General features: G+C 47.2%; 19 protein-coding genes and 1 pseudogene. 19 read left to right on the forward strand and 1 reads right to left on the reverse strand.

Translation table 11 applies throughout. The features are described 5' to 3' along the window. Positions 1-160: 160 nt before the first annotated feature. From liaF to AAIH57_RS14090, 12 genes are all read left to right on the forward strand, one after another. Positions 161-1195 (forward strand): cell wall-active antibiotics response protein LiaF, encoded by a 1035-nt coding sequence (liaF, locus tag AAIH57_RS14035; protein WP_430022017.1) that lies wholly within the window; start codon positions 161-163, stop codon positions 1193-1195. Positions 1196-1198: 3 nt separating this feature from the next. After that, positions 1199-2236, forward strand: a complete 1038-nt coding sequence (locus AAIH57_RS14040) for a HAMP domain-containing sensor histidine kinase (protein WP_175399543.1) — start codon at positions 1199-1201, stop codon at positions 2234-2236. Beyond that, entirely contained in the window at positions 2233-2895 is a 663-nt protein-coding gene (locus AAIH57_RS14045; protein WP_175399544.1) for a response regulator, read from the forward strand. Before AAIH57_RS14040 ends, AAIH57_RS14045 begins: the two co-directional genes overlap by 4 nt. A 147-nt stretch (positions 2896-3042) precedes the next feature. Next, entirely contained in the window at positions 3043-4719 is a 1677-nt protein-coding gene (locus AAIH57_RS14050) for a S1C family serine protease (protein WP_430022018.1), read from the forward strand. 187 nt (positions 4720-4906) lie between these two features. After that, positions 4907-5596 (forward strand): response regulator transcription factor, encoded by a 690-nt coding sequence (locus AAIH57_RS14055; protein WP_175399546.1) that lies wholly within the window; start codon positions 4907-4909, stop codon positions 5594-5596. A 1-nt stretch (position 5597) separates the two neighbouring features. Beyond that, positions 5598-7058, forward strand: coding sequence for a sensor histidine kinase (locus AAIH57_RS14060; protein WP_175399547.1), 1461 nt, complete (start codon positions 5598-5600; stop codon positions 7056-7058). Between the two features lie 68 nt (positions 7059-7126). Continuing rightward, positions 7127-8080 (forward strand): 4-hydroxy-3-methylbut-2-enyl diphosphate reductase, encoded by a 954-nt coding sequence (locus AAIH57_RS14065; RefSeq protein WP_175399548.1) that lies wholly within the window; start codon positions 7127-7129, stop codon positions 8078-8080. 234 nt (positions 8081-8314) lie between these two features. Continuing rightward, positions 8315-9379: a 3-deoxy-7-phosphoheptulonate synthase gene (gene aroF / locus AAIH57_RS14070; protein ID WP_175399549.1), complete on the forward strand. Its 1065-nt coding sequence runs from the start codon at positions 8315-8317 to the stop codon at positions 9377-9379. Between the two features lie 404 nt (positions 9380-9783). Beyond that, a complete protein-coding gene (glnA, locus tag AAIH57_RS14075; protein WP_095288270.1) occupies positions 9784-11208 on the forward strand; it encodes a type I glutamate--ammonia ligase in 1425 nt (474 codons plus the stop codon). A gap of 232 nt (positions 11209-11440) precedes the next feature. Continuing rightward, positions 11441-12529, forward strand: a complete 1089-nt coding sequence (gene serC, locus AAIH57_RS14080; RefSeq protein ID WP_430022019.1) for a 3-phosphoserine/phosphohydroxythreonine transaminase — start codon at positions 11441-11443, stop codon at positions 12527-12529. Between the two features lie 147 nt (positions 12530-12676). Further along, entirely contained in the window at positions 12677-13141 is a 465-nt protein-coding gene (gene trmL / locus AAIH57_RS14085; protein WP_175399552.1) for a tRNA (uridine(34)/cytosine(34)/5-carboxymethylaminomethyluridine(34)-2'-O)-methyltransferase TrmL, read from the forward strand. Between the two features lie 171 nt (positions 13142-13312). Continuing rightward, positions 13313-13567, forward strand: a complete 255-nt coding sequence (locus AAIH57_RS14090; RefSeq protein WP_024629045.1) for an AbrB/MazE/SpoVT family DNA-binding domain-containing protein — start codon at positions 13313-13315, stop codon at positions 13565-13567. Between the two features lie 105 nt (positions 13568-13672). Here the strand turns inward: AAIH57_RS14090 and AAIH57_RS14095 are convergent, their stop codons facing one another. Next, a complete protein-coding gene (locus tag AAIH57_RS14095) occupies positions 13673-14590 on the reverse strand; it encodes a serine hydrolase domain-containing protein (protein ID WP_175399553.1) in 918 nt (305 codons plus the stop codon). A 509-nt stretch (positions 14591-15099) separates the two neighbouring features. On the opposite strand from AAIH57_RS14095, the pseudogene AAIH57_RS14100 reads away from it, so the two are divergent. The 7 genes and pseudogenes from AAIH57_RS14100 (at position 15100) to AAIH57_RS14130 (ending at position 26241) form a co-directional block, all read left to right on the forward strand. Further along, positions 15100-15821, forward strand: a pseudogene (locus tag AAIH57_RS14100) (alpha/beta hydrolase). Between the two features lie 11 nt (positions 15822-15832). Beyond that, positions 15833-16792, forward strand: a complete 960-nt coding sequence (locus AAIH57_RS14105) for an ABC transporter permease (RefSeq protein WP_175399555.1) — start codon at positions 15833-15835, stop codon at positions 16790-16792. Positions 16793-16810: 18 nt separating this feature from the next. Continuing rightward, positions 16811-17713 (forward strand): carbohydrate ABC transporter permease, encoded by a 903-nt coding sequence (locus AAIH57_RS14110; RefSeq protein ID WP_430022020.1) that lies wholly within the window; start codon positions 16811-16813, stop codon positions 17711-17713. 54 nt (positions 17714-17767) lie between these two features. After that, on the forward strand, positions 17768-19366 hold the full coding sequence (locus tag AAIH57_RS14115; RefSeq protein ID WP_175399557.1) for an ABC transporter substrate-binding protein: 1599 nt from the start codon (positions 17768-17770) through the stop codon (positions 19364-19366). Positions 19367-19499: 133 nt separating this feature from the next. Continuing rightward, positions 19500-21665, forward strand: a complete 2166-nt coding sequence (bglX, locus tag AAIH57_RS14120) for a beta-glucosidase BglX (protein WP_430022021.1) — start codon at positions 19500-19502, stop codon at positions 21663-21665. 127 nt (positions 21666-21792) lie between these two features. Next, positions 21793-25164 (forward strand): GH36-type glycosyl hydrolase domain-containing protein, encoded by a 3372-nt coding sequence (locus AAIH57_RS14125; protein ID WP_430022022.1) that lies wholly within the window; start codon positions 21793-21795, stop codon positions 25162-25164. Positions 25165-25224: 60 nt separating this feature from the next. Next, the gene (locus AAIH57_RS14130) at positions 25225-26241 is read left to right on the forward strand and encodes a LacI family DNA-binding transcriptional regulator (RefSeq protein ID WP_175399560.1); all 1017 of its coding nucleotides are present in this window, start codon (positions 25225-25227) and stop codon (positions 26239-26241) included. Positions 26242-26368 lie beyond the last annotated feature (127 nt).

The following is a 26368-nucleotide window of genomic DNA, read 5'->3' on the forward strand; positions in this document are numbered from 1 at the left end:
CTGGAGCTAATGCTCCAGGGTGTTTTATTTTTGATCCATTTACATAAAAATCCTCACGCCTCAGTCTCGAGACCGAGATGAATTCCATCTGCCGCCGCTGTTAACGAACACTCCTCTGAGGTACACTGGATACAGAATACAGACGAAGGAGACATGAGCGATGAAACGATCTACGCGGGACCGCTGGTGGGTTGGCATACCTCTGATTGCGATTGGCGCAATCATTTTGTTTCGGCAATTGGGTTATGACATTGATATAGGATATATATTCAGAACATATTGGCCGTTGTTTTTGATCTGGTGGGGGGTAAAAGGAGTGACCGAAATCCGGCGTAATGGCGGGTACGCATTCATTGGCCCTGTCATTGTGCTGGCTATAGGTGGGTACTTTCTGTCACGTAACCTGGGCTGGATCAACTACTCCATGGGTGAGTTCATCCGGTATCTCATTCCAATCATGTTGATTGGGGGCGGATTGTTTGTCCTGATCGGACCACGTCGCCGTGATCGCAAACATCAAGACAAAATGCAGCCACCTCCACCGCCGGAACCATACAAGCCGTTGTCTTCCGAGGATTTAGAGATGCCTTCATCTTTTGATGAACAATTCGAGAAGACTTTTGGCAAGCCGAAACAGGAGAAGAAGGATAATCCCTTTGACTCTTACTCGACTGGGCCTGAAGGTGAATCGCATCACGGACATCAGCATAAGAAAAAGCATCATTCTCATTCTCATGGCCCGGATGGTAACGGGTATGGAAACCACTATGGTGATGGCGGATACGGTAGTGAATATGAAGATTACGGCAACAGAAATACCATTAACAAATCAGCATTTATCGGTGACCTCTACATGGGACAGGAAGTGTTCTCCCTTAAACCAATGAATATCTCGGCGTTTATCGGCGACACGGTTATTGACTTGACGAAAGCGCAAATCCCTTATGGCGAGACCAAGATCAACATTTCCTCTTTTATTGGGGATGTGAAAGTATTTGTGCCGGAAGATATGGATCTTGGTGTAACCGTCACCACTAACTCGTTTATTGGAGATATGTCGCTGTTGAACCAAAAACGGGGTGGGTTTCTAAGCAGCGCTCAGGCTGAAACTTCTCATTACCGCGAAGCAGGAAAAAAGGTACGGATCGTTGTAAGTGTATTTATCGGAGATGTCAAAGTAAATAAGGTGGGTTAACACATGATTCGAACGATTCTCAAGGCCAACAAGTGGGAGCTGATGATGTATTTTGCCCTGACCGGGCTAATTACTCTGGGTGGGTTCTACTTGCTGTACGGAGAGGTGCTGATGGGTACGGGGCGCCAGCGCGCTTGGACGTATGCTGCTGTGGTCGTGCTGGCAACCGTAATTACCGGATATATTGCTGCTCTGCGGCTTCAGCGCAAAATTGATCTTCTGGATCTGAATATGCTTAAAGTATCCAAGGGTAACCTGGCGGTTCGCATGCCTGAGGCAGATGATGCCTCGTTCGGCAGAGTATACCAGGAGTTCAATGTCATGATGGATTCGATTGAGAAAAAAATGAGACTGCTCCAGCGCCTTGGGGAGCAGGAAGTAATTGAGAAAGAACAAGCTTCCGAACGTGCCGTGCTTGAAGAACGCAGACGGATGGCGAGGGATCTGCATGATACGGTTAGCCAGCAGCTGTTCGCCATGCACATGTCTGCCTCTTCCTTGCCACGGTTATTAGAGATGAATCCGGAACACGGGCAAAAGGTGCTTGACCAGTTAATCCAGATGTCGCATATTGCACAGCGGCAGATGCGCGGTTTGATTGCGCAGCTTCGTCCGGTAGAACTCGAAGGAAGGAATCTCGCTGAGGCGCTGGACAGCTGGTTTCCGGATTATTGCAGACAGAATGGATTAAAAGGCGTGAAGGAGCTGGAACTGGATGGCGGAGTCTCGGACGCCATCGAGCACCAGCTGTTTCTTGTTATTCAAGAGGCTGTTGCCAATGTGGTTAAACATGCGGAGGCTGGGCTTGTGAGTCTGTCCATCCGGGAAAGTGAACATCAGATCAGCATGAGCATTAGTGATGACGGTCAGGGCTTCATGCAGCAAACTGAGCGGCCGGGGTCCTATGGATTGTCCACCATGCGTGAGCGGGCAGAGAAGCTTGGCGGGCAGGTCCAGATTATATCGAAACCGGGAGCGGGAACGACAGTACGGGTGCTTATCCCGAAATTCCCGAATGAACCAGAGGGGGAAACGGAATGAACGGAAAAGTGAATGTAATGATTGTAGATGACCATGATATGGTGAGAATGGGTTTGAAAACGTATCTTATGCTTGAGCCCACATTTCATGTGATGGGAGAAGCGGGTAATGGACAGGACGCGCTTAACCAGCTGCGCAAGCTGAATAAGGAAGAGATGCCGGATCTCATTTTGATGGATCTGATGATGCCTGTCATGAACGGTGCTGAGGCTACGCAAGCCATCATGGGTGAATTTCCAGGGTCCAAGATTGTGATGTTGACCAGTTTCCTCGAAGATGATCTGGTCGTGCAGGCCATTGAAGCGGGAGCCGTCAGCTATGTCCTGAAGACCGTATCCGCTGAAGAATTGATCTATGCTCTTCAGGGAGCCTATCGGGGAATGCCCGTGATGACAGGGGACGTGTCCCAGGCTTTGACCCGTGGCATCAGGCAGCGCACAGCAAGAGAGAGCGAATCTGGTCTGACCGAACGGGAGAAGGAAGTCCTTTTATTGATTGCAGAAGGCAAAACCAACAAAGATATCGGAGAAGAACTACATATAAGTATCAAAACCGTCAAAACACATGTAAGCAACCTGCTCATGAAGTGTGAAATGGATGATCGAACACAACTGGCTATTTATGCTCATCGTCAGGGTTGGGTGAAGAACAAGGGTTAAAATGCTGATTTAACGGGAAAAATGTTCTATTATTGCGTGCTTTTATCTCCTTTTTAATTGTTTTTAAGGTACGGTTAAGGTTTAAAGTACAAAATAAGGACAGTTAAAGAATATCTCTTGCGAAGAAGAGATTGGGAGGTAGAAAGCATGGACGAACGTAATTACAGACCGAACCGTCAAGACGAGGAAAATCAAACAAAACAAGCGGAGAACCGCAATTCATCCGGAACGGACGAATCCTCCTACTATTATTCTTATGGACCTTTTCAGTCCGTGAATCAGGAAGATACAGCAAGCAGTCATGTGAATCATAACGACCGTGAAGAAGGCGACGTACAGATTACGAGACCGGAGCCTGTTAAGCCGCTTCCGATGTATTACAACAATGGATCAACGGACCAGGCTAGCCGCAGCAATGGAGGCAGCGGTAACGGTTCTGGTAACGGCGGAGATAGCGGAAATGGTGGCAAAAACGGCAATGGAAACTGGAATTATAACAATCGCAAGCCGCGTTCCTCGGTCAGATCACTTTTGTTCTCTTTTATCGCGGGGATGCTGGTCATTACGGTATTAATGTACACGGCAGACCGCACGAACATGTTCACACCACAGGAAGCGTTGACAAGTGCAGAAAATCAAAGCACAGCCAAGGAATCAACTTCTACGAATACGGGCAGCAGCAACAATGTAACAGCATCGCTCCTGCCAACGGGCAAAGAGGATGTATCTTCCGTAGTCACGAGCACAAGTCCTGCGGTTGTCAAAATTGAAACGCTGGCTACACAATCCACACGCAGTGGAAGTCAAGGTGGATCGACGATGAGTGATCCGTTGTACCAATACTTCTTCGGTAATGGAAGCAATGGGGGCAATCAAGGGCAAAGCGAACAGCAGCAACAAGGAAGCAATCAACTTGTTCCTCTGGGTATCGGTTCCGGATTTATCTTTGACAAAGAAGGATATATCCTGACGAACCAGCACGTCATTCAGGGAGCAGATGTCATTCAGGTTACACTGGAGAACAACAGCAAACCATACGAAGCCAAACTGCTTGGAAGCAGCTTCGATCTGGACCTTGCTGTATTGAAAATCGAGAAAAACAGCGGTGACGAAGATTTCCCTGTTGCTCCGCTTGGCGACTCGAACAGCACACAAGTTGGTGAATGGCTCGTTGCCATCGGTAACCCCGAAGGATTCGAACATACCGTTACTGCAGGTGTACTGAGTGCCAAAGAACGTACGATTAGCATTCCGGACGAAGAAACAGGCAAAACTCGCGAATACAGCCACCTGCTGCAAACCGATGCATCCATTAACCCGGGTAACTCGGGTGGTCCGCTGCTTAACCTCAATGGTGAAGTCATTGGTATGAACGTTGCCGTTAGCGCTGATGCGCAAGGTATCGGGTTTGCCATCCCTTCGACTGTGATCTCGGATGCAGTGAAATATTTGAAAGAAAACAAAGAGGTTCCAAAAGAGCCTGTACCGTTCATTGGTGCATCTCTGATGGCTCTGACGCCAGAAGTGGCGAAACAAATGGGAACAGATATCACTGAAGGTTCTGTCGTAGCCAGCACCATCTATCAATCTCCGGCATACCAAGCCGATCTGCGTGCCTATGATATTATCACTGGTGCGAATGGAACAGCCTACAGCACAAGCCAAGACCTGATTGATTTCATCAAAACGCAGGAGATCGGCAGCGAAGTCACACTGAATGTTGTTCGTGATGGCAAGAAGATGGATATCAAAATTAAAATTGGCAACAAAAACGATTATGATACTTCACAAACATCTGAACAACAGCAGCAAACACAACCATAATTAAGAGTGGTAATCAGAAGGTTCAAAAGAGCGGAAGGGTTTGAGGGCCCTTTCGCTTTTTTTGTCCCACATGAGACGGATGTTGAAGATGACTGGAAGAGGTGAACAGCAAAAACCGTTTCAAGATGCAGATTGTGCTAGTGCCTGTTACAATGGGAATAAAACGTGAGGATAAAGGAGAAAGACCATGCGCTCAACTATATTGATTGTCGATGATGATGAAAAAATCGTGTCCATGCTCCGCCGGGGGCTGGCATTTGAAGGTTATGAGGTGCAGACAGCCTCCAACGGGGCTGAAGGCCTCAGTAAACTGATGGATAAGGAACCGGATGTGGTGGTGCTGGATGTGATGATGCCCCAAATCGATGGATTTGAGGTATGCCGCAGATTAAGAGAAGCGGGCAGCAAGGTGCCTGTACTGATGTTAACAGCCAAGGATGAGGTTCAGAGCCGGGTTACCGGGCTGGATACAGGCGCGGACGATTATTTGGTAAAACCATTCGCACTCGAAGAATTGCTGGCACGCGTACGCGCATTATTGCGCCGCAAATCGGACATCGCAGATACGCCGGACAACCGGCTCGTGTATGAAGACATCATTCTCGACAACGATTCTCGCGAGGTAATGCGCGACGGACAGCGTCTTGAACTGACAGCCAAGGAATTCGAATTATTGAATTTATTTATGCAAAATCCAAAAAGAGTGCTCTCTCGTGATCTGATCATGGATAAAATCTGGGGCTATGACTACAGCGGAGAGTCCAATGTTCTGGAAGTATATATTGCAATGCTCCGGCAAAAAACGGAAGAGTATGGAGGCAAACGCTTAATCCAGACGATTCGTGGAGCGGGTTATATTCTGAGAGGTGACTCCTGACATGTCCATTCGGTTAAAACTAACCGCATGGTATTCTGGCATCTTGGCAGCTGTGCTTATTTTTTGGGGTGTCGTAATCTATGCCTTTGTTTATTTCAATACGTATCAGGAAGTCGAACAGCAGCTGAAGTCGAAGAGTGCACGAATTACGGACCAGATCGGGGTTAACCCGTTATCACAAACGCTTGATTTGGACCCGTTTACCGAGAGTCAGCTGCAGGAAGCTCAAATTTATATTCAACTCTGGGATTACCAGAGCCAGTCGGGCAAAATCTCCGGGAACATGGAGAAGGTTCGCATCCAATTTCCGGTTTTGAAGACGAATGAAATCCTTGAAAAACGCGGAATATCCAAGATTTACGTGAATGGCACTCCTTTTCTGGTTAATCAGCAGCCCTTGTCTCTTTCGGGAACCAATGAAATCAGAGGGCTTCTTCAGGTCGGTGCCAATGTGAGCTCACAGGAACGATTGCTTGAAGCACTGCTTAACATTTTGATCTTTGGCTGGCTTGTGGCTATGGCCCTTGCCATAACTTCAGGTCTCATTCTAGCACGCAAATCGATGCGTCCACTTGTGAATGTCATAGATGCAGCCAATCAGATTCAATCAGGCGATGACCTGAGTGTCCGGATACAGTATACCGGTCCCAAGGATGAAATCGGCCGTTTAATTGAAACAGTGAATAACATGCTCGAACGGACGGAACTTTCTTTCCGCGGCCTGGAGGAGACGAATGCTGCCCAGCGCAGATTCGTATCGGATGCTTCGCACGAACTGCGTACACCGCTGACTACCATTCGGGGGAATGTGGATTTCCTGAAAAAGTTATGGGATCAAGAAGGTAACGATCGACCGAATCTGGACGAGGAGACCGTCAAGGCGATGTCGCTTGAAGCGATTGAAGACATGGCGGATGAAGGCAAACGCATGAGCAGGCTGATTAGCGACATGCTGTCACTGGCGAGAGCAGACACTGGACAAAAGATCGAGCTTAATCCTATCCCGCTGCAGATTTTGGTGCAGGAGGTTGCGCGTCGTTCCCAATTCCTTGACCACAAGGCGGAGTGGCGGGTGGGCGATTTGTCCATTTTGAATGGGATATATGTAAACGGCAGCAAGGACTATCTCCAACAGATGCTCTTTATTTTTATTGAAAATGCATTCAAGTACACACCGGACGGTTCGGTAACGCTTGATGCGATTCTATACAAAGGTCAGGTTGGTCTCCGGATCAGTGATACAGGAATAGGGATGGATAAAGATGAGGTACCGTTTATCTTCGATCGTTTCTATCGTGCGGATGAATCTCGCGGAGCTACACCGGGCATTGGTCTGGGATTATCCATTGCCAAATGGATTATTGAGGAACATCAGGGCTCCGTTGAGGTAGTAACCAGACGCGGTGAAGGAACAACTTTCATCGTCTGGATGCCGGTTGTCTTTGCTCCACCTATCGAATAAAGGTATAATAGACTGGACTGCAATTACATCGGCAGCTAGTGCCGAAAAAGAAAGCGGGTGGCAACCAAGTGGAAGTACTGCGAATTTCGCCGCGAGGGTATTGTTACGGAGTTGTGGATGCCATGGTTTTGGCACGTCAGGCAGCACGCAATCTGGACCTACCACGGCCTATATATATATTGGGTATGATTGTGCACAACAAACATGTGACGGATTCCTTTGAAGATGAGGGTATCATTACATTGGACGGTCCAAACCGGATTGAAATTTTGAGTCAGGTGGAGAGCGGTACAGTGATCTTTACGGCTCATGGAGTATCTCCTGAGGTACGCAAGATGGCACGGGACAAAGGGCTGACTACAGTAGATGCAACATGCCCTGATGTTACCAAAACGCATGACCTTATTCGAGAGAAGACGGCTGAAGGTTATCAGATCATCTATATCGGAAAAAGGAACCATCCCGAACCTGAGGGTGCTGTTGGAGTGGCACCAGACCAGGTCCATTTGATCGAGAAGGAAGAAGAAATTGATGAACTGAATGTGCCATCTGGCAGAATTCTCATCACCAACCAGACGACAATGAGCCAATGGGATATCAAGCACATCATGAGCCGTCTGTTGGAGAAGTATCCAGGAGCGGAAATTCACAACGAAATTTGCCTCGCTACACAGGTTCGTCAGGAAGCTGTGGCAGAGCAGGCGGGTCAGTCTGATCTGGTCATCGTTGTGGGTGACCCGCGCAGCAACAACTCGAACCGGCTTGCACAAGTGTCGGAAGAAATTGCGGGTGTAACAGCCTACCGGGTATCGGATGTGTCCGAGATCAAGCAGGAATGGCTGAAAGGCGTGAACAAGGTAGCTGTCACTTCCGGGGCTTCAACGCCGACACCGATTACGAAGGAAGTCATCAGTTATCTAGAGCAATACGAGCATGATCAGCCGGAGACGTGGGAAATTAAACGTACGGTCAACATGAGCAAGCTGCTGCCTCCTGTGCGGGAGAAGACACGTACAACTTAAATGAACAACGAGGAATCCTGTGTTTCAGCCCGAATTTTGGGTTGCGGCACAGGTTTTTTTGTACTTGGTGGACGAACAGTTATCTTGACGAGAAAGGCAGACTATGATATATTTACTTTAGTGGATAAAAGCTTAAAAGCGAACAAGCGTTTAAGCGCGACAGAACTTTATTTATAATCAGACGCACATCGAAACAGTTAGGTGCTCTTATACAAGGAAGGATGGGAATTAATTATGATCGTTATTGCAGGTAAAGCAACACCAGAGGAACAGATTCAGGATATCGTCGCTGTGATTGAAAAGGAAGGACTTCAGGTGCATATCTCCCGCGGGGAGGATCGTACCATTATCGGATTGATTGGTAAAGTGGAACCCAAAATGCAGGAGCACCTTCGTCAAATGAAGGGCGTAGAGAATGTCGTAAGAATCTCGAAGTCCTACAAACTGGCCAGCCGTGACTTCCACCCTGAAGATACAGTCATTTCCATTAAGGGAGTGGATATCGGCGGAAAAGAACTCGTCGTTATGGGTGGACCATGTGCGGTAGAATCCGCTGCCCAAATTGATGAAATTGCTGGTCTTGTTAAAGCTGCTGGTGGCCAGGTACTGCGCGGTGGTGCATTTAAGCCACGTACAGGTCCTTACAGCTTCCAGGGCACAGGTGTAGAAGGGCTCATCATGATGGCTGAAGCTGGCAAGAAACATGACCTGCTGACCATCACGGAAGTGATGACACCGGAATACGTTGATATTTGCGCGGAGTACGCGGATATTCTGCAAGTCGGTACTCGGAATATGCAAAACTTCGATTTGCTTCGTAAGCTGGGTGAATGCGGTAAACCGGTATTGTTGAAACGCGGCTTCAGTGCGACGTACGATGAGCTGTTGAATGCGGCTGAGTATATTCTTGCTGGCGGTAACCCTAATGTAATGCTCTGCGAGCGTGGCATTCGTACGTTTGAATCCTATACTCGCAATACGCTCGATCTGTCGGCTATTCCTGTGCTGCAGTCTCTTAGCCATCTCCCTGTCATTTCGGATCCAAGCCACGGCACAGGACGCCGTGAGCTGGTAGAACCAATGACGAAAGCTTCAGTGGCTGCTGGTGCCAATGGACTGATTATTGAGATGCACACAGATCCAGACAATTCCATGACCGGTGACGGGGTACAATCGCTGTTCCCTGACCAATTTGCCAACTTGCTGCAGGATCTGGAGAAACTAGCCCCAATTGTGGGCAAAACGTTTAATACGACCAAACAACCGGCTGAGTTTTTCCCGGCAAGAGTAGGCGTTTAATTTTCAAGAATATTGTGAATATACCCGGGCATTTCCCATGTTTCCGTTCTTAGTGAATGGAAGTGGGGGATGTCCGGTTTTTCATATCAAGGGGCTGCTGAATGCATTTATTAATCAATAGTGATAAGAAACATTTATGATGTAATGTTTTTCCCATGTTTTAGGAAATTAAATCAGTCACTTTACCGCATTAACTCAATTAAATGCTATATAAATTCGTTGTTATATGAAGTTTTGGTATTTATAAAATGTGAGTATAGCTAACATACTCGCAAAAAATACCTTACATAAGTATTGACGATGTCATGTTTGAGATTTTATAATGACGACAGAAAAAAATTCGAATATGGACATTTTCTTTCGTGGGGTTGTTTATTGTTCGGAATATTTGGGAGGACGAATACATGTCGGTTGAAAACGTATTGAAATCAATTCAAGAGAACAACATCGAGTGGGTAGATTTTCGTTTTGTAGATTTAGCTGGTCGTGCACATCACATCTCGTTGCCAGCTTCGGCTGTTGATGCAGACACATTCGTAAATGGAGTAGCTTTTGACGGTTCTTCTATCCAAGGTTTCCGTGGAATTGAAGAGTCCGATATGGTTATGATGCCAGATCCTGAAGCGACTTATGTCGATCCGTTCACTGCACACCCTACATTGAATGTTATGTGCGATATCTTTACACCAGATGGCGAGCGTTATGAGCGTGACCCACGCAGCATCGCTGTTAAAGCTGAAGCTTTCCTGAAAGAGAGCGGAGTAGGTACAGCAGCATTCTTCGCACCTGAATCCGAGTTCTTCATCTTCGACGATGTACGTTATGAGAGCGGCACGAACAGCTCTTCCTACTACGTTGATTCCGAAGAAGCATCATGGAACACGAACCGCAAGGAAGAAGGCGGCAACCTGGGCTTCAAAGTTCGCACTAAAGGCGGATATGTACCAGTGGCACCAGTCGACACACAACAGGATATTCGTAGTGAAATGTGTCGTTTGTTGGAAGAAGCTGGCCTGTCGATCGAGCGTCATCACCACGAAGTGGCAACAGCCGGTCAAGCCGAAATCAACTTCCGTTTTGATACATTGAAGAAAACAGCAGATAACCTGCTTGTATACAAATACATCGTGCACAACACTGCACGTCAATATGGCAAAGTAGCTACATTCATGCCGAAACCATTGTTCGGTGATAATGGTAGCGGAATGCACGTTCACCAATCCATCTTCGATGGTGATTCCCCATTGTTCTATGACAAAGCGGGATATGCGAACCTAAGCGAAATGGCTCTGCACTACATCGGAGGAATTCTGTACCACGCACCGGCTCTGATCGCCTTGACTAACCCAAGTACGAACTCATTCAAGCGTCTTGTACCTGGTTACGAAGCACCGGTAAACCTGGTTTACTCCAAAGGTAACCGTTCTGCAGCAGTACGTATCCCGGTTGCAGCCGTGACACCTAAAGGTTGTCGCATCGAATTCCGTACGCCTGACTCCACAGCTAACCCTTACCTGGCATTCTCTGCAATGCTGATGGCGGGTCTGGACGGAATCAAACGCAAAATCAATCCAACTGAGCTTGGATATGGTCCGCTCGACAAGAACATTTATGACTTGTCAGATGCAGACAAAGAAAACATCCGCAGCGTACCAGCTTCCCTGGAAGAGGCACTTGATGCACTGGCAGCGGACAACGAGTTCTTGACTGAAGGTGGCGTATTCACCAAAGAATTCATCGAGAACTACATCAACCTCAAACGTGATGAAGCAAAAGCAGTGGCGATTCGCATTCATCCGCACGAGTACAGCCTCTACTTCGACTGCTAATCCGGTCGGAACAGATTCTGTTCCCAAAATAAAAGCCTCCGGGACTCGCTCTCGGAGGCTTTTCCATGAATGGGTGATGTAGTGCGTTAACTTTGCAGGGTGATAAAGTAATTTGATAACCCTAATCGGTGGCTTCAGTGCTTATTGCCCTTGAAGCGGATGGGGAATACTGATATCATAGCGATAATATTCACTTCATATGTAAGCTACGGATGGAAAGGGTGGGGGAAAAATGACAAATAGAGCGTATAATTTTAATGCAGGACCAGCGGCACTGCCACTTGAGGTTTTGGAGCGCGCGCAAGCAGAATTTGTTGATTTTCGTAATACAGGCATGTCGATTATGGAGATGTCACACCGTGGGGCAGTGTACGAGTCCGTACATAATGAAGCTCAGGAGCGCTTATTGTCGCTGCTAGGCAATCCGAAGGGGTACAAGGTTCTATTTCTTCAGGGCGGAGCAAGCACACAGTTCGCCATGCTGCCGATGAACCTGCTCGGGGCTGGCCAAACTGCAAGTTACGTAATGACGGGCAGCTGGGCCAAAAAGGCGTTGTCTGAAGCGAAGCTGATTGGTGAAACCCACATCGCGGCTTCTTCCGAAGCAGATAAATACATGAAACTGCCGGATGTATCCAATTTGAGTTTGCCTGATCGTACCGCTTACGTGCATTTGACATCCAATGAGACGATCGAGGGTACGCAATTCAAGTCTTTCCCGGATACAGGATCTGTACCGCTAATTGCTGACATGTCGAGTGATATCTTCTGTAAACCATTCGATCTTAATCAGTTTGGCATGATTTATGCGGGTGCACAGAAAAACCTTGGACCGTCCGGAATTACCGTGGTGATTGCCCGTGAGGAGCTGGTAAAAGAATCACCAAAAACGATTCCAACGATGCTTCGTTACAGTATCCATACCGAAAACAATTCCCTGTATAACACCCCGCCTTCTTTCTCTGTTTATATGGTGAATGAGGTTTTGAAATGGATTGAAGAACAAGGCGGACTGAAGGGTATCGAGCAAAAGAACATCAAAAAAGCGGAATTGCTTTATAACACGATTGATTCCTCTGGGGACTTCTATCGTGGTTGTGTGGATGCTGCAGACCGATCCCTGATGAACGTGACGTTCCGCCTTGCTTCGGAAGAATTGGAGAAACAATTTATTAAAGCTTCCGAACAGGAAGGGTTCGTTGGATTGAAAGGACACCGCAGCGTTGGGGGCCTTCGTGCTTCCATCTACAATGCAGCTCCTTATGAAAGTGTTAAGGCACTGACAGACTTTATGAGCCACTTTCAGCAAACAAATGGATAATTGATAAGGGACAAGATGATGAACCTTAGCATTCACATCTAAGCCCTTCCAGAGCCTTCCACATTGACGTGTGGGAGGCTTTTCTTTAGAATTAGAGGATTGCAACAGATACAACAGATACATGAATGTAAAGGAGATTGAACACATATGGCTTTGCATATCGTTCTGGTTGAACCGGAGATTCCCGCGAATACCGGCAATATTTCTCGCACATGCGCGGCTACGGGCACTCATCTGCATCTGGTTCGCCCGCTCGGATTCCGGACGGATGATGCTACCCTGAAACGGGCTGGCCTGGATTACTGGCATGCAGTTCACATTGAATATCATGATTCATTCGCTGAGGTTCAGGAGCAATACCCTGAAGGACGCTTTTTTTACGCAACCACGAAGGCGAAGAACCGATATACCGATTTTACATTCCAGGATGGAGATTTTTTGGTTTTTGGCAAAGAAACCAAAGGGCTGCCTCCCGAACTGATTGCTGCTAATCCGGATACTTGTATGAAAATGCCCATGACAGGGGATGTTCGTTCGTTAAACCTGTCCAATTCGGCTGCGATTATCGTGTACGAGGCATTACGACAGCTTAATTTCCCGGGTATGGATTGATCCTATTTCGTGATCAGGTGACTGTTAGAATTCGCTAAAAAAACATTTTTCAAAAAAAAGGACAAAAAATGTTTATTTCCAGCAGGATTCGACAAAATCTTGGCGAATCTTTAAACATAGTACAATTGTACCTAGAAATTTAGAGTAAGATAGGAGAGGTGTGCCGTAGCTATGAAGCCAGCTGGAGTAGTTCGCAAAGTTGACCAATTGGGTAGGATCGTATTGCCTAAATCTTTGCGTAAAAGGTATCAAATGAATGAGGGAGATCCTGTAGAGATCTTAGTACAAGGGGACCATATCATTCTGGAGAGATACCGTCCAAAATGTATTTTCTGCGGATCGATGGAAGAAGTCAATGAGTTTAAAGAGCGTTACATATGCGCACAATGTCTGGATGAAATGACCCAGCTTCCACAGCACGGGTAAGTAAAATAAAGAAGTATCATGACCGATAAAGGCATGATGCTTCTTTTTGTTATCCGATATTTTTTTGCTGAATAGGGCTAGTCTTGAATAACTTATAAATCAGCTCTATAGATTGGTTTCAAGATGGGGGAGGATCTCGGACCAGATCAGGTCCAAAATGGCCTGCATGTTCAGTTCATCACTATTGATGGCAACAACAGCGTTGAGTTCGGGAAGGACCACGCATAATTGGCCATAGGCCCCGTCAGCGCGGTAGGCGTTATGGGAACACAGCCAAAACTGATAACCGTAGCCTTGACCCCAATCCCCTTCTCCAGACGTGGCGATCTGTCGAGTTGTGGCGAGATCTATCCATTCCGCAGGAATCAGTTGAGTGCCTTTCCAGTTCCCTTTTTGAAGCAATAGCTGTCCAAATCTGCCTAATTCCTCAGTTGTAAGCTGCAAACCCGCACAACCCAGGGTAATGCCCAAGGGAGAGGTCTCCCACTCCACGTTGAAAATCCCCAGTGGTTCAAACAATTTGGGAATTAAATAGTCCTTCACTGTCTGACCTGAGGCTGCCTGGAACATGGCCGAGATCATAAAAGTATCGGCACTGCTGTATGTAAATGCTTCACCAGGGACTCTGTCGAGTGGCAGTGACATGTAATATTTAGCCCAATCCTTTTCCTTAAGAGTAGCCCGCTCCTCTGCCCAGAGCACTGGAACGTCATGCCCTGAAGACATCCGCAGCAGGTCATACAACGTGAGGTCTGAAGGAGAAAAGGCTGTTAAATCAGGGGCAGGTGTCGGCCAAGTAAAATATTCTCCCAGCTTGGATTCAAGCGTCAATATACCTTCATCAAGAGCCATTCCTATAGCCATACAGGTAAACGACTTACTTATAGAATGCTGTAAGCGGCGAGTATCCTCGGTGCGGTTCCACTGTTCCCTTGTTTCACCGTGCTGCAGCACCCGAACAGAGAGTACGTTTAATTGCTGAGCTTCGATATGATGAACAAAAGTATTTACGATGCTGGACATAATAACATCCTTTCTGCAAAAAAAGACGCAATTTTAGAGTTGGTGAAACGTTTCCGCAATCTGTAACCAAAATTAGGGTTTATGTTATTACAAACCTGAAGTGATGTCAATGAAAGATGTGCAACCGGTTACCAAAAGATTATATTTTCACAATAAAAGTGCCTTTTGACGCAAATTTACACTTGAACAAGAAGTTTTTTGAGTAAAAAACGCGAAATTTGTAAAAAGGTTATTGACAGGATTTACTCATCGGGATTATGATTTATTCGAAACGATTCGAAGAAATCGCTTCCAAGTAATAAGTGCTGTTTTTAAGACCATATGAATCAACGTTAGCTATGTTTTGAAACGATTCGAGAAAATCGTTTCGATGACCTAGTAGGCTACGGGGGAATGGCAAGGAGTTGTAGCAGGAAAACAAAAGTAGAGAGAGTACAGGCGACAACTGATGATGAAAGGGGTTCCATATGGCGCACATAACGATCGAAACCGGATCGCCTACACTATGCATGAACACAAGCATACATGTAGTGTCCTGTGACTCCGGAGAGACTTCAGGCGGTACGCTATATCTGCTGCATGGGGCAGGTGATAATGCGAGTACATGGCAACGATTGACTACAATCGAAATGTACGCTGCACAATATGGCTGTACCATCATCATGCCAGAGGCAAACCGAAGCTACTACACCGATATGGAATACGGCCTGAATTACTTCCATTACATTACTCAGGAATTGCCTGAGTTTTGCAGGCGTCAGCTCAACCTGAATACGGATCCTGCGAAGACTTACATTGCGGGTTTGTCCATGGGGGATATGGTGCTTTAAAATGCGCACTGACTTATCCTGAACGTTATCGCAAAGTGGTCTCCTTATCCGGGGTAACCGACATTCGGACACGGCTTCATGATCCTCATATGCCACCAGGCATGATCAAGGAAATGAAAGCGGTTTTTGGAGAACGGTTACAGGTGAAGCCCGATCAGGACATCTACGCACTGACAGCAAAATTGCTGCAAGAGGGCCGGCCCTTACCAGAAGTACTTAGCTGCTGCGGTGAAAGTGATCCATTTGTTGAAATGAACCGCAGATTCGCCGCGTACATGCAGGGGACTGCGTATCAATTCCGGTATGTTGAATCTCCGGGAGCTCATGAATGGAGATTTTGGGAGCAGCACCTGAGAACCATGTTTGATTTTCTGTATAACGACAAGACCATAGTAGAGTGAGGAGATGCAAATTGAAACCTGCAGCCGAAGGACCTAGCAAAAAGCTGAAGGGAAACTTGAAAGGCAATTCGCTCTGGAGTGAAATCTGGAAGCACAGAATGACGTACACCCTGCTTATTCCGGGGCTTGTCTGGCTAATTCTGTTCGCCTACATGCCAATGGGCGGCCTGTCCCTGGCATTCAAAGATTACAAGGCGAACCTGGGCATCTGGGGAAGTCCATGGAGCGGATTTGAGAACTTCAAATACGTTTTCCGGGATCCGACGTTCATAGATGCGGTATGGCGGACATTGTATATCAACATTTTGAAGCTGATTATTCAATTCCCGTTCCCGATTATCCTGGCCCTTTTACTGAACGAATTGCGGATGCGCAGAGGGAAAAAGTGGTTCCAAACCGTTCTTACTTTCCCACACTTCCTGTCCTGGATTATCGTATCCGGGGTTGTCATCAACGTACTGGCGTATGACGGTTTGGTGAATAGTACGCTTGCGCTGCTTGGATTGCCAACCATTAACTTCCTTGGTTCCGAGTCGAACTTTGTACCGATGCTTCTGTTAACTGATATCTGGAAGTCAAGTGGTTGGAGTGCCATCATCTTCCTTGCAGCGATCTCCGGTATCGATCAGGATCAATACGAATCCGCACAGATCGACGGAGCGTCCCGTTTGCAGCAGATGTTCCGAATCACATTGCCGAACATCATGCCGACCATTACGGTTATGTTTATCCTGTCTGTCGGCGGATTAATGTCTTCCGGTTTCGATCAGATCTTCAACTTGGCGAATGCCGCTACCAAAAACGTATCGGAAGTACTCGATGTATACATCTATCGGATTACGTTCCAATCATCAACCGACTTCTCCTTCTCAACGGCGGTCAGCTTGTTCCGTTCCCTTGTGAATATGGTCTTGCTGCTTCTTGCTGACAGATTTGCGAAGCTGCTTGGCGGAGACGGATTGTTCCGATAAGAAAGGAGGAAAAATGAAATGAGCATGAAAGCTACCAAAAAGTCGAAGATTGGTACAGAACGAATGACGCTTCTCGATTATGTTATCTTCGCCATATTACTTGTGCTTGCCTTGATGATCCTGATTCCGTTCTGGAATGTCATTATGATTTCGTTCGCAACACAAAAAGAATATGCCGACAATCCATTATTGATGTTTCCTAAAGAGTTCACTCTGGATTCCTATAAAGCGCTGTTCGCTGACGGAACTATTCTTTCGGGGTACAAAAACACACTGATCCTGCTTGTTATCGGCTTACCTCTTAGTATGTTCCTGACAACAAGCATGGCGTATGGACTAAGTCGGAGCAACTTTCCGTTTAAGAAATTTATCTTTTTCCTGGTGCTGTTCACCATGATTTTCAATGGTGGTATCGTACCACTTTACCTGATCATGAAATCACTTCACCTGACAGGGTCGCTATGGTCCGTTATTCTGGCGGGAAGTTTCAGTGCATTCAACATGATCCTGATGATGAACTACTTCTACACTTTGCCGGAATCGCTAATGGAATCAGCGCGACTGGATGGTGCAGGAGAGTGGAGAATACTGTTCAACGTCGTTCTTCCGCTCGCTACACCTATTATCGCAACGATCACACTGTTCTACGGCGTGGCCTACTGGAACAGTTGGTATGATGCGATGATCTTCCTGCGAAAGGCGGATCAGTTACCACTGCAGAATGTACTTAGGACGATTATCTCTACATCGCAGACCAATGCCTCCAATGCTTCCAGCGTGGATGCAACCCAAGTCAGCAATTTCTCAATGGGTATGAAAATGGCCGCGGTATTTGTCACTATGGTACCGATTATGTGTTTCTTCCCAATGCTGCAAAAACATTTTGCCAAAGGGGTATTAACAGGGGCTATCAAGACCTGATTATACGTATAGGATTTTGACTTAAAATTCTACTAAAAACATGGGGGTAAAAGCATGAAGACGAACAAAAAGTTGTCTGTTAGATCCATTTTTGCCATCACGCTCTGTCTGTTGATGTTGGTGGTGACAGCTTGTTCCAGTGGCAGTTCAGAAGGCAGCAACGAGAAGGATGCAGAGGGAAATTATACAGATAACCTGACCATCTCTGTAGCTAACCTGACGGAAGTGAAAAACGGGAACATGGATAACGAGTTCCATAAATTCTGGACAGACAAATTCAATGTAACTTGGGATTACAACTATATTGATTGGGATTCCTGGGGCGAGAAACTTCGCCTGTGGATCAACTCAGGTGATTTGCCGGATGTATCCGTATGGAACTATGTTCATGGTGATGCCTTGAATAATATTGATCAAGGACTCTTCTACAAATTCCCGGATGACTGGAAGGAACGCTGGCCAAACGTGGCAGCAGCCTACAACTTGACAGGACTCGGAGATAAGTTGGAAGAACTGACTGGCGGAACGTATCTCTTGCCTAGACCAATTTATTATGAGAACAAACCTGCTGATCCGCTGACAAACCAAATCGGGGTTATTGCTCTCCGTAAAGACTGGGCTGAAGCGGTTGGTTTCGAACTGAAAGATGCGTATACAACATCTGAAATTAATGAATATGCTGCGCTTGTGAAAGAAAAAGATCCAGGCAAAGTAGGCAGCAAACTTGTACCTCTGTCCTACAATGCGGCAGACGCTATGACAAACATGATTATGCCGAACAGCGTGCATGCCATGACGGATTCTCCGTTCTATAAAGGTGAAGATGGTCAGTTCCACTGGGGACCAGCAGATCCTGAGACGCTGACAGGACTGAAATTGATGCAAAAAGCCTATAAGGATGGATTGCTCAATCCAGAGTTCTACACATGGAAAAACAATGAAGGTCAAAACAACTTTAAAGTAACAGGTACTGCTGCAGTTACAAGTTTGGGTGGATTGGCTTCATACAGACAAGGTTTGGACACTGATATGAAGAAGAATCTGGGTGTAGATAGTGATGAGCTGGTACACACTGCAATCGTTCTTGGAGATGACGGGAAATACCGCAACCTGGAGCAAGCAAACTTCTGGTCCGCGCTGATTTTCAACCCTGAGATCAGTGACGAGAAATTTGAACGAATTATGGATCTGATCGACTACTCCGCGACAAAAGAAGGACAACTGCTTATTAACATGGGCTTCGAAGGAACGGACTGGAAATATGATGAGAACAACGAACTGGTTAGCTTGTTGCCAGAAGGAACAGTTCTGGAAGACAAATACCCAGCACGCTTCGAAGGTCTGTATCTCTTGGGTGACGACTTCAGTGTTGTAAACCCTGCTATTAAAAAGGATTACCGTGATAGAGCTGTAAAACTGTTCGAGGAAAAAGCAAAACTCGGTACAGAAGGTCAATCGCTCGCAACATACGACTGGGATGTCAACCTGTACGATTCCAAAGCTAAGAGTCAAGCTTCATTCGATTACCAGAACGAATATGCCAACCTGATCCTCAAAAGTGGAGATCTGGAAGCTAACTGGAAAGAATGGGTGAACAGCAAGATGTCCCTGGTTCAACCTTACCTGGATGAACTGAACAGCGAATTCAAGTAATCATTCAGTAGTTAACAAGATGGGACATGACAGGACGATTCTGTCAGCCCACCATTCTGAACCCGGTGCGCGGTCTCTCCCCGAACGCAGCCGGGTTCTTTATTTCAACAACGTGCAGTGGAGGATAATAGATATGAACAATGAGCAGCTGCTTGACCTTGTCAAACAAATGACGCTGGAGGAGAAAACCGCCCAGCTTCTTCAGCTGACCGCCAATTTTTACGAAGGAACAAATGTGGAGGGTCAGATTACAGGACCGATGGAAGAGATGGGCATTACAGAGCAATCTGTCGATGCCAGTGGCTCGATCCTGGGCTTGTCAGGCGCACAGGCCATTATTGATGTGCAGCAAGCTTATATGAAAAAAAGCCGACTTGGCATTCCGCTTTTGTTTATGGCAGACGTGGTTCATGGTTTCAAAACCATTTTCCCGATCCCGCTGGCTATTGGCTGTTCATGGGATACGGACTTGGCAGAGAAAAGTGCAGAGATTGCAGCCCGCGAATCGGCAGTATCCGGTTTGCATGTCACATTTGCACCAATGGTCGATCTGGTTCGTGACCCGCGCTGGGGCCGTGTAATGGAAACGACAGGCGAAGATCCTTATCTCAACAGCCTGTTTTCGGCTGCCTTTGTACGCGGATATCAGGGAGACAGCCTCAAGGATGAGCCGGACCGTCTGGCTGCTTGTGTGAAGCACTTTGCGGCGTATGGAGCAGCAGAGGGTGGACGCGACTACAACACAGTAGACATGTCCGAACGAAACCTGCGTGAATACTATTTGCCGGCTTACAAAGCTGCTTTGGACGCAGGCGTGGAAATGGTGATGGCTTCGTTCAATACTGTAGATGGCATTCCAGCGAGTGGAAATGAGAAGCTGATGCGCGACATTTTACGTGACGAGTGGGGCTTTGATGGTGTATTGATCTCGGATTGGGCCTCCATCCGCGAGATGATTGCACATGGCGCAGCTGAAGATGACCGTGAAGCTGCATACCGTGCCATCCGTGCAGGAGTGGATATCGAGATGATGACTCCTTGTTATGTTAGTCATCTGCCTGAACTGATCCAGAGTGGTGAAGTGGAAGAAAAGCTTATAGATGAAGCGGTATTGCGTATTTTGCAGCTGAAAGAAAAACTGGGATTGTTCGACAATCCAATCCGTGCAGCGGATCCGGAACGTGAGAGCGAAATTGTATTTTCGAAGGAACATCGTCAGGTATCCTATGAGCTGGCAACCAAATCGGCAGTCTTGCTGAAAAATGAGAACGGTGTTCTCCCGCTTCAGCCAGAAGCGAATGTGGCGTTGATTGGTCCCTTTGCCCAAAGCGAAGACATTCTCGGCTGGTGGTCCTGTGAAGGCGTGAAGGAAGATGCTGTCAAACTGGGATCCGCACTGCAGGAGCGTCTGCATGACGGACAGGTTCACATTGCCCAAGGTAGCGGTGTTCACACCATTACAGCGGAACAAATCGCTGAAGCACTGGAAACGGCGAGCAAGGCAGATCTTATCGTTCTGGCTCTGGGAGAAGACGCTGAAATGAGCGGTGAAGGCGGTTCGCGTACCGATATTCGTCTGCCAGCAGCTCAGCTTGAACTCGTCAAGCAGTTGAAGGCAACCGGTAAACCAATTGCCAGCGTGATTTTCAATGGCCGTCCTTTGGATCTGCATGGTCTGTTCGAAGAATCGGATGCCGTGCTTGAAGCATGGTTCCCGGGCAGTGAAGGCGGAGCAGCGATTGCCGATGTTCTTACCGGTGTGGTGAATCCATCCGCACGTCTGACCATGTCGTTCCCGCAATCCGTAGGTCAGATCCCGGTATATTATAACCATTTCAATACCGGACGTCCTCTGAATCCGGAGAAAACAGAAGAACGTTATGTTTCGAAGTATATTGATAGCCCGAACGAGCCGCTGCTTCCGTTTGGTTATGGCTTGTCGTACACCACGTTCGAATACGGTGATTTGGAAGTATCGAGCCAAGAAATGACTGCCAATCAACCGATCAGCATTCAGGTTCGTGTAACTAATACCGGCCAGCGCGCAGGTGTGGAGACTGTTCAACTATATGTACGTGATGTATCCGGTGAAGTGGTACGACCAATGCGAGAGCTGAAGGGTTATGCGAAACTTGCACTCGCACCGGGCGAGAGCGGTACTGCAACATTTTCTTTAAATGAGAAACAACTTCGTTATCATCATTCCGATTTGAGTTATCGCAGTGACAAAGGGACGTTCCAGATTTTTGTCGGTCCTAATAGCCGCGATACGCTGGAAAGTACGTTTAAGCTGGTGTAATTGCTCAGAACGTTAAGAACATTTCAGGTGAATGGACTTCACATAAAAATGCAGTGAAGCTGCACTGCCTTCTTCCTTTGCTGATCGGTAGAGGGACTAGGTAGGATAGGAGGATAAGAAAAAATATATGAATACGATGACTAAGTCGCAAATTAACGTTCAAGCCGGCGAACTGAGTTTTACGTTCTGGGAGAGCGGTGATTTGTTCCAGGCCGTAAGTGGACAGGCCATGATCAATCAATTAATGACGAGCCCGGTGGACGGTGCTATGAACAATCTCTATTTGCGTTTTCATAACAAATCCGGTATTCGTTTTGTTCCAATGCTTGGCATACATTCCGACAGTCAGGTCCATCATGACGGAGACCGTTTGGTGTGGACGGGAAATGCCGAAGGTGTGACGTATCAGGTTGTTTTAGCACCTGCTGCCCAAGGAGTTTGGTTCTGGGATGTCACGGTTAACGGGGAAGGGGAAGAAGTAGATGTTATCTACGGCCAGGACATCGGCATTGCCGATCCGGGAGCTGTACGTAGTAACGAAGCTTATCTGTCGCAATATATTGATCATGCCGTGTTTGAAGATGACAAGCTGGGCTATATTGTAGCTTCCCGGCAAAACCAACCTCAGGGCGGGGTGTTTCCTTATGTGCAGCAGGGTTCATTGACCCGTGCCATCGGTTATTCGACAGATGGTTTCCAGTTCTTCGGCTTAAGTTACAAGGAAACGAATATTCCGGAGAGCCTGCTTAAGCCGTCACTGGCCAATGAAGTATATCAGTATGAATTTGCGTATACGGCCCTCCAGTCGGAGAAAGTGGTTTTGAATGGCGAAACCCGCTTTGTCTTTTATGGCCTTTTCCAGGCGAATCACGCAGCAGCCGTGAAGGAACTGGAATATAAGGAAGTTGTGGAACAAGCCTGGGACGAATATGAAGCGAAACGTACAGCGAACGCAGCTGCAGCAGCTGGCTCTGCCAACGCTTTGCCCAAAGTTTCCCTGAACCCGGCTCTGGGTGAGCCGCTTCGTACTTTGGCTATGTCCGAAGACGAAGTGAATTCCCGTTTCCCGGCTTCAAAAAGACATCAGGAAGAACGCGTCGATGGCGAGCTGTTGGCTTTTTTTACAGACAAGTATGAACATATAGTTCTCAAGGAAAAAGAAATGCGCGTGGAGCGTCCACACGGCCATATTCTGATGAGTGGCAACAATGTGAAACTGGGTCAGAACGTGATCACAACCACTTCATATATGTACGGAATTTTCAACTCCCACATTGTTGTTGGTAATACGAATTTCAACAAGATGATGAGCAATGCGCGCAGTGCGTTGAATGTCGCCAAATCCTCCGGCCAGCGGATTTACGTGGAGATGGATGGAGTCTTCCATTTGCTTACGATGCCTTCCCTCTTCGAGATGGGCTTCAACTATGTACGCTGGTATTATAAAACGGCTCAGGACACGCTGATCGTCACCAACTATACAACATTGGATACTCCCGAAATACGTTTGCATGTGAAATCGGAAAAAGGAATTGCCTATCGCTATCTGATTACCAATCAGATCACCATGAATGTGAATGAATTCGAGCTGCCTGCCCGTGTAACCGAACAGAATGGCGAACTGAGCATTAAGGCAAATCCAAGTTCTCTTAGTGCCAAAGAGTACCCGAATCTGGAGTACCGCATGTCCGTAAGCGGAGCGGCAGTGAAGGTTGGGGATGAAACCCGACTGGCGAGTGGTGTAAATTCGGGCGATGGTTCACTCTTTACATTGCAGCTGGGCAGTACGGAAGAATGGACAATGACGATTCAAGGTCTGCTTGAAGGTGGACATGTGGTGTTGTCCCCACGCAGCTTCGAGGAAGAAGTTGACGCGTATCGTGCCTTTTATGGGGAAGTCATGAACGGGTTCCATCTGTCACGTCCTGGGAAGCAAAATGCGGAAGAGCTGTTCAAGGTCAATGCACTTGCATGGTGGTATACCCACAATATGCTGGTACATTACTCTGTTCCACATGGTTTGGAGCAATATGGCGGTGCTGCTTGGGGAACGCGTGATGTATGTCAGGGACCGGTCGAATACTTCATGGCTACACAGAAATATGAACAGGTCCGCGATATTCTGAAAATGGTGTATTCGCACCAGTATGAGGATGACGGCAACTGGCCTCAATGGTTCATGTTCGATCGTTATTTCAAAATTCAGCAGGAAGAGAGCCATGGAGACATCATTGTATGGCCGCTCAAAGTACTGAGTGACTATCTGATCGCCACCAAAGATTATTCCATTCTGGATGAAAAAGTTCCTTACACCGTTAAACACGGTTTCCACTTCAGTGAGGCTAAGGCAACGGTGCTGGAGCATGCACAAAAAGAGCTGGAGTATATCCGCAGTCACTTCCTGCATGATACGTTCCTTTCTTCATATGGGGACGGAGACTGGGATGATACACTTCAACCGGCAAATGCCCAATTGAAACAGTACATGGTCAGCAGCTGGACCGTTGCTCTTACGTATCAAACGCTGAGTCAGTTATCCAGAGCACTTGTGCCTGTACAGCCGGAACTTGCAGCAGAATTAAGCAGCATGGCAGCAGGTGTGAAAAAGGATTTTAACAAATACATGCTGGATACAGAGGTTATCCCTGGTTTTGTATATATGGAAGACCCGGAACAGGCTAAACGCATGCTGCATCCGGATGACAGCGAGACAGGCATCCAGTACCGCCTTTTGCCGATGACGCGCAGCATGATTGCCGAGCTTCTGGAGCCTGAACAGGCCGCTTCCCACTATCGTCTGATTAAGGAGAAGCTGTTCTGCCCGGATGGCGTAAGGCTCATGAACCGTCCAGCACAATACGATGGCGGGGTCAGCACACATTTCAAACGTGCAGAACAGGCATCGAACTTCGGACGGGAAGTAGGTCTGCAATATGTGCATGCACATATCCGCTACATTGAGGCAATGGCGAAGCTTGGTCATCCAGAGGAAGTCTGGAATGGTCTGGGCATCATCAACCCGGTAGGTATTCAGCAAGTCGTGCCTAACGCGGATCTTCGTCAAAGCAATGCTTATTTCAGCAGTTCTGACGGCAAATTCAACAATCGATATGAAGCACAGGAACAGTTTGGTAAACTTCGCACTGGTGAAGTTCAGGTAAAAGGCGGATGGAGAATCTACTCCAGCGGACCGGGGATTTACATCAACCAGCTGATTTCAAACGCGCTGGGCATTCGTCAAGAGGAAGAAGATCTCGTACTTGACCCGATCTTGCCAGCCAGTCTGGATGGATTGCATTTTGACTTCCAACATAACGGGAAGAAAGTGACATTTGTCTATCATCTTACCGGAGAACCGATACAACACATGCTGTTGAATGGCAAGGAACTGGAAGCGACGAGACTGCAACAGCCATATCGTCAAGGAGGACTGCGCATTTCTCGCACAACCCTTGAACAGAACCTTGGCGAGAGCAATGTGATTGAGATTTACTGCTAAAAAAGAAGTCAGGTCCTCCAACCCGGAGGGCCTGATGAACATAACAGGGGAGCGAAGATTGTGGTCAGTATCAAGGATATCGCCAAAAAGGCGGGAGTTTCGATCTCTACCGTGTCGTATGCGCTGAATGGCAGCAATAAAGTGACTGACGAGACCAGCTCCAAAATTTTGGCCATTGCCAAAGAGCTGAACTATGTTCCAAACGCTGCCGCGAGAACGTTGAAGAAACGCGAGTCCAAAATTCTCGGTGTATTTCTGACAGACTTTAGCGGAGATGTATACGGGGATTTGCTTAGTGGTATGAAGACCGTTTGCAATGCGCAAGGTTATGACCTGATTGTCTGCAGTGGTGAGCAATCACATCGGATGCTTCCGGAGCGAATGATTGATGGAGCGGTTATACTCGACCACACATTTGCCAGCAAGGAACTGCTGCAATATGCCGATCGGGGTCATAAAATTGTCGTTCTTGACCGGGAATTGGATCATCCCAACATTAATCAGGTACTGCTGGATAACAAGGCAGGAGCTACACTGGCAATGGAGCATCTTATTGAACAGGGACATACGAAGATATATGTTGTTACAGGGCCAGAAGGTTCATTTGACTCTGCCCAGCGGATGAAAGCGGTGAGGCAGGTCACCGAGCGTGAAGCGAATGTGGAATGGATAGAGATTGAGGGGGATTTCGAGAAAAGTGGCGGAGAACAGGCAGCTGAGTTGATTATTCGGGACTATACGGAACCCGTTGCAGTATTTTGTCTTAATGACGAGATGGCGATTGGGCTATGTAACCGTCTTGCGGAAACCGATCTGCAGATCGGCCGGGATGTTGACGTTATCGGTTTTGACAATATTGAACTGAGCAAATATGTTCAGCCGAGATTGGTTACTATCGATTATTCCAAACGGAAATGGGGCTCCCTCGCAGCCGAGCAGTTAATCAAAATTATCGCGGGAGAACCCGTGGATCATGAACGGATCTACGTCACTCTGGTGGAAGGCGGCTCCGTTCGCAGCCAGGTTCAACAAGAGACTCGTTTGCCGAATCGCCATGAACGGGCGGTCAGCTATTAATGGCAGGGATTGTTTATTCAAAATGGTTAATCAAGACCAGCTATAAACCGTGCTGTTGCTGCACCTCAAGAGACAAGGCTTAGAAGAATTACAGCATTCTTTTAAGCCTTGTCTCTTGGTATATACA

The organism is Paenibacillus sp. MABNR03 (assembly GCF_050455445.1).
Classification (GTDB): Bacteria; Bacillota; Bacilli; order Paenibacillales; family Paenibacillaceae; genus Paenibacillus; species Paenibacillus xylanilyticus.

What these genes read in the sequence shown, in the direction of transcription:
- liaF (WP_430022017.1), top strand. Translation starts at nt 161, where the DNA reads ATGAAACGATCTACGCGGGACCGCTGGTGGGTTGGCATACCTCTGATT.
- AAIH57_RS14040 (WP_175399543.1), top strand. Translation starts at nt 1,199, where the DNA reads ATGATTCGAACGATTCTCAAGGCCAACAAGTGGGAGCTGATGATGTAT.
- AAIH57_RS14045 (WP_175399544.1), top strand. Translation starts at nt 2,233, where the DNA reads ATGAACGGAAAAGTGAATGTAATGATTGTAGATGACCATGATATGGTG.
- AAIH57_RS14050 (WP_430022018.1), top strand. Translation starts at nt 3,043, where the DNA reads ATGGACGAACGTAATTACAGACCGAACCGTCAAGACGAGGAAAATCAA.
- AAIH57_RS14055 (WP_175399546.1), top strand. Translation starts at nt 4,907, where the DNA reads ATGCGCTCAACTATATTGATTGTCGATGATGATGAAAAAATCGTGTCC.
- AAIH57_RS14060 (WP_175399547.1), top strand. Translation starts at nt 5,598, where the DNA reads ATGTCCATTCGGTTAAAACTAACCGCATGGTATTCTGGCATCTTGGCA.
- aroF (WP_175399549.1), top strand. Translation starts at nt 8,315, where the DNA reads ATGATCGTTATTGCAGGTAAAGCAACACCAGAGGAACAGATTCAGGAT.
- glnA (WP_095288270.1), top strand. Translation starts at nt 9,784, where the DNA reads ATGTCGGTTGAAAACGTATTGAAATCAATTCAAGAGAACAACATCGAG.
- serC (WP_430022019.1), top strand. Translation starts at nt 11,441, where the DNA reads ATGACAAATAGAGCGTATAATTTTAATGCAGGACCAGCGGCACTGCCA.
- trmL (WP_175399552.1), top strand. Translation starts at nt 12,677, where the DNA reads ATGGCTTTGCATATCGTTCTGGTTGAACCGGAGATTCCCGCGAATACC.
- AAIH57_RS14090 (WP_024629045.1), top strand. Translation starts at nt 13,313, where the DNA reads ATGAAGCCAGCTGGAGTAGTTCGCAAAGTTGACCAATTGGGTAGGATC.
- AAIH57_RS14095 (WP_175399553.1), bottom strand. Translation starts at nt 14,590, where the DNA reads ATGTCCAGCATCGTAAATACTTTTGTTCATCATATCGAAGCTCAGCAA.
- AAIH57_RS14110 (WP_430022020.1), top strand. Translation starts at nt 16,811, where the DNA reads ATGAGCATGAAAGCTACCAAAAAGTCGAAGATTGGTACAGAACGAATG.
- AAIH57_RS14115 (WP_175399557.1), top strand. Translation starts at nt 17,768, where the DNA reads ATGAAGACGAACAAAAAGTTGTCTGTTAGATCCATTTTTGCCATCACG.
- bglX (WP_430022021.1), top strand. Translation starts at nt 19,500, where the DNA reads ATGAACAATGAGCAGCTGCTTGACCTTGTCAAACAAATGACGCTGGAG.
- AAIH57_RS14125 (WP_430022022.1), top strand. Translation starts at nt 21,793, where the DNA reads ATGAATACGATGACTAAGTCGCAAATTAACGTTCAAGCCGGCGAACTG.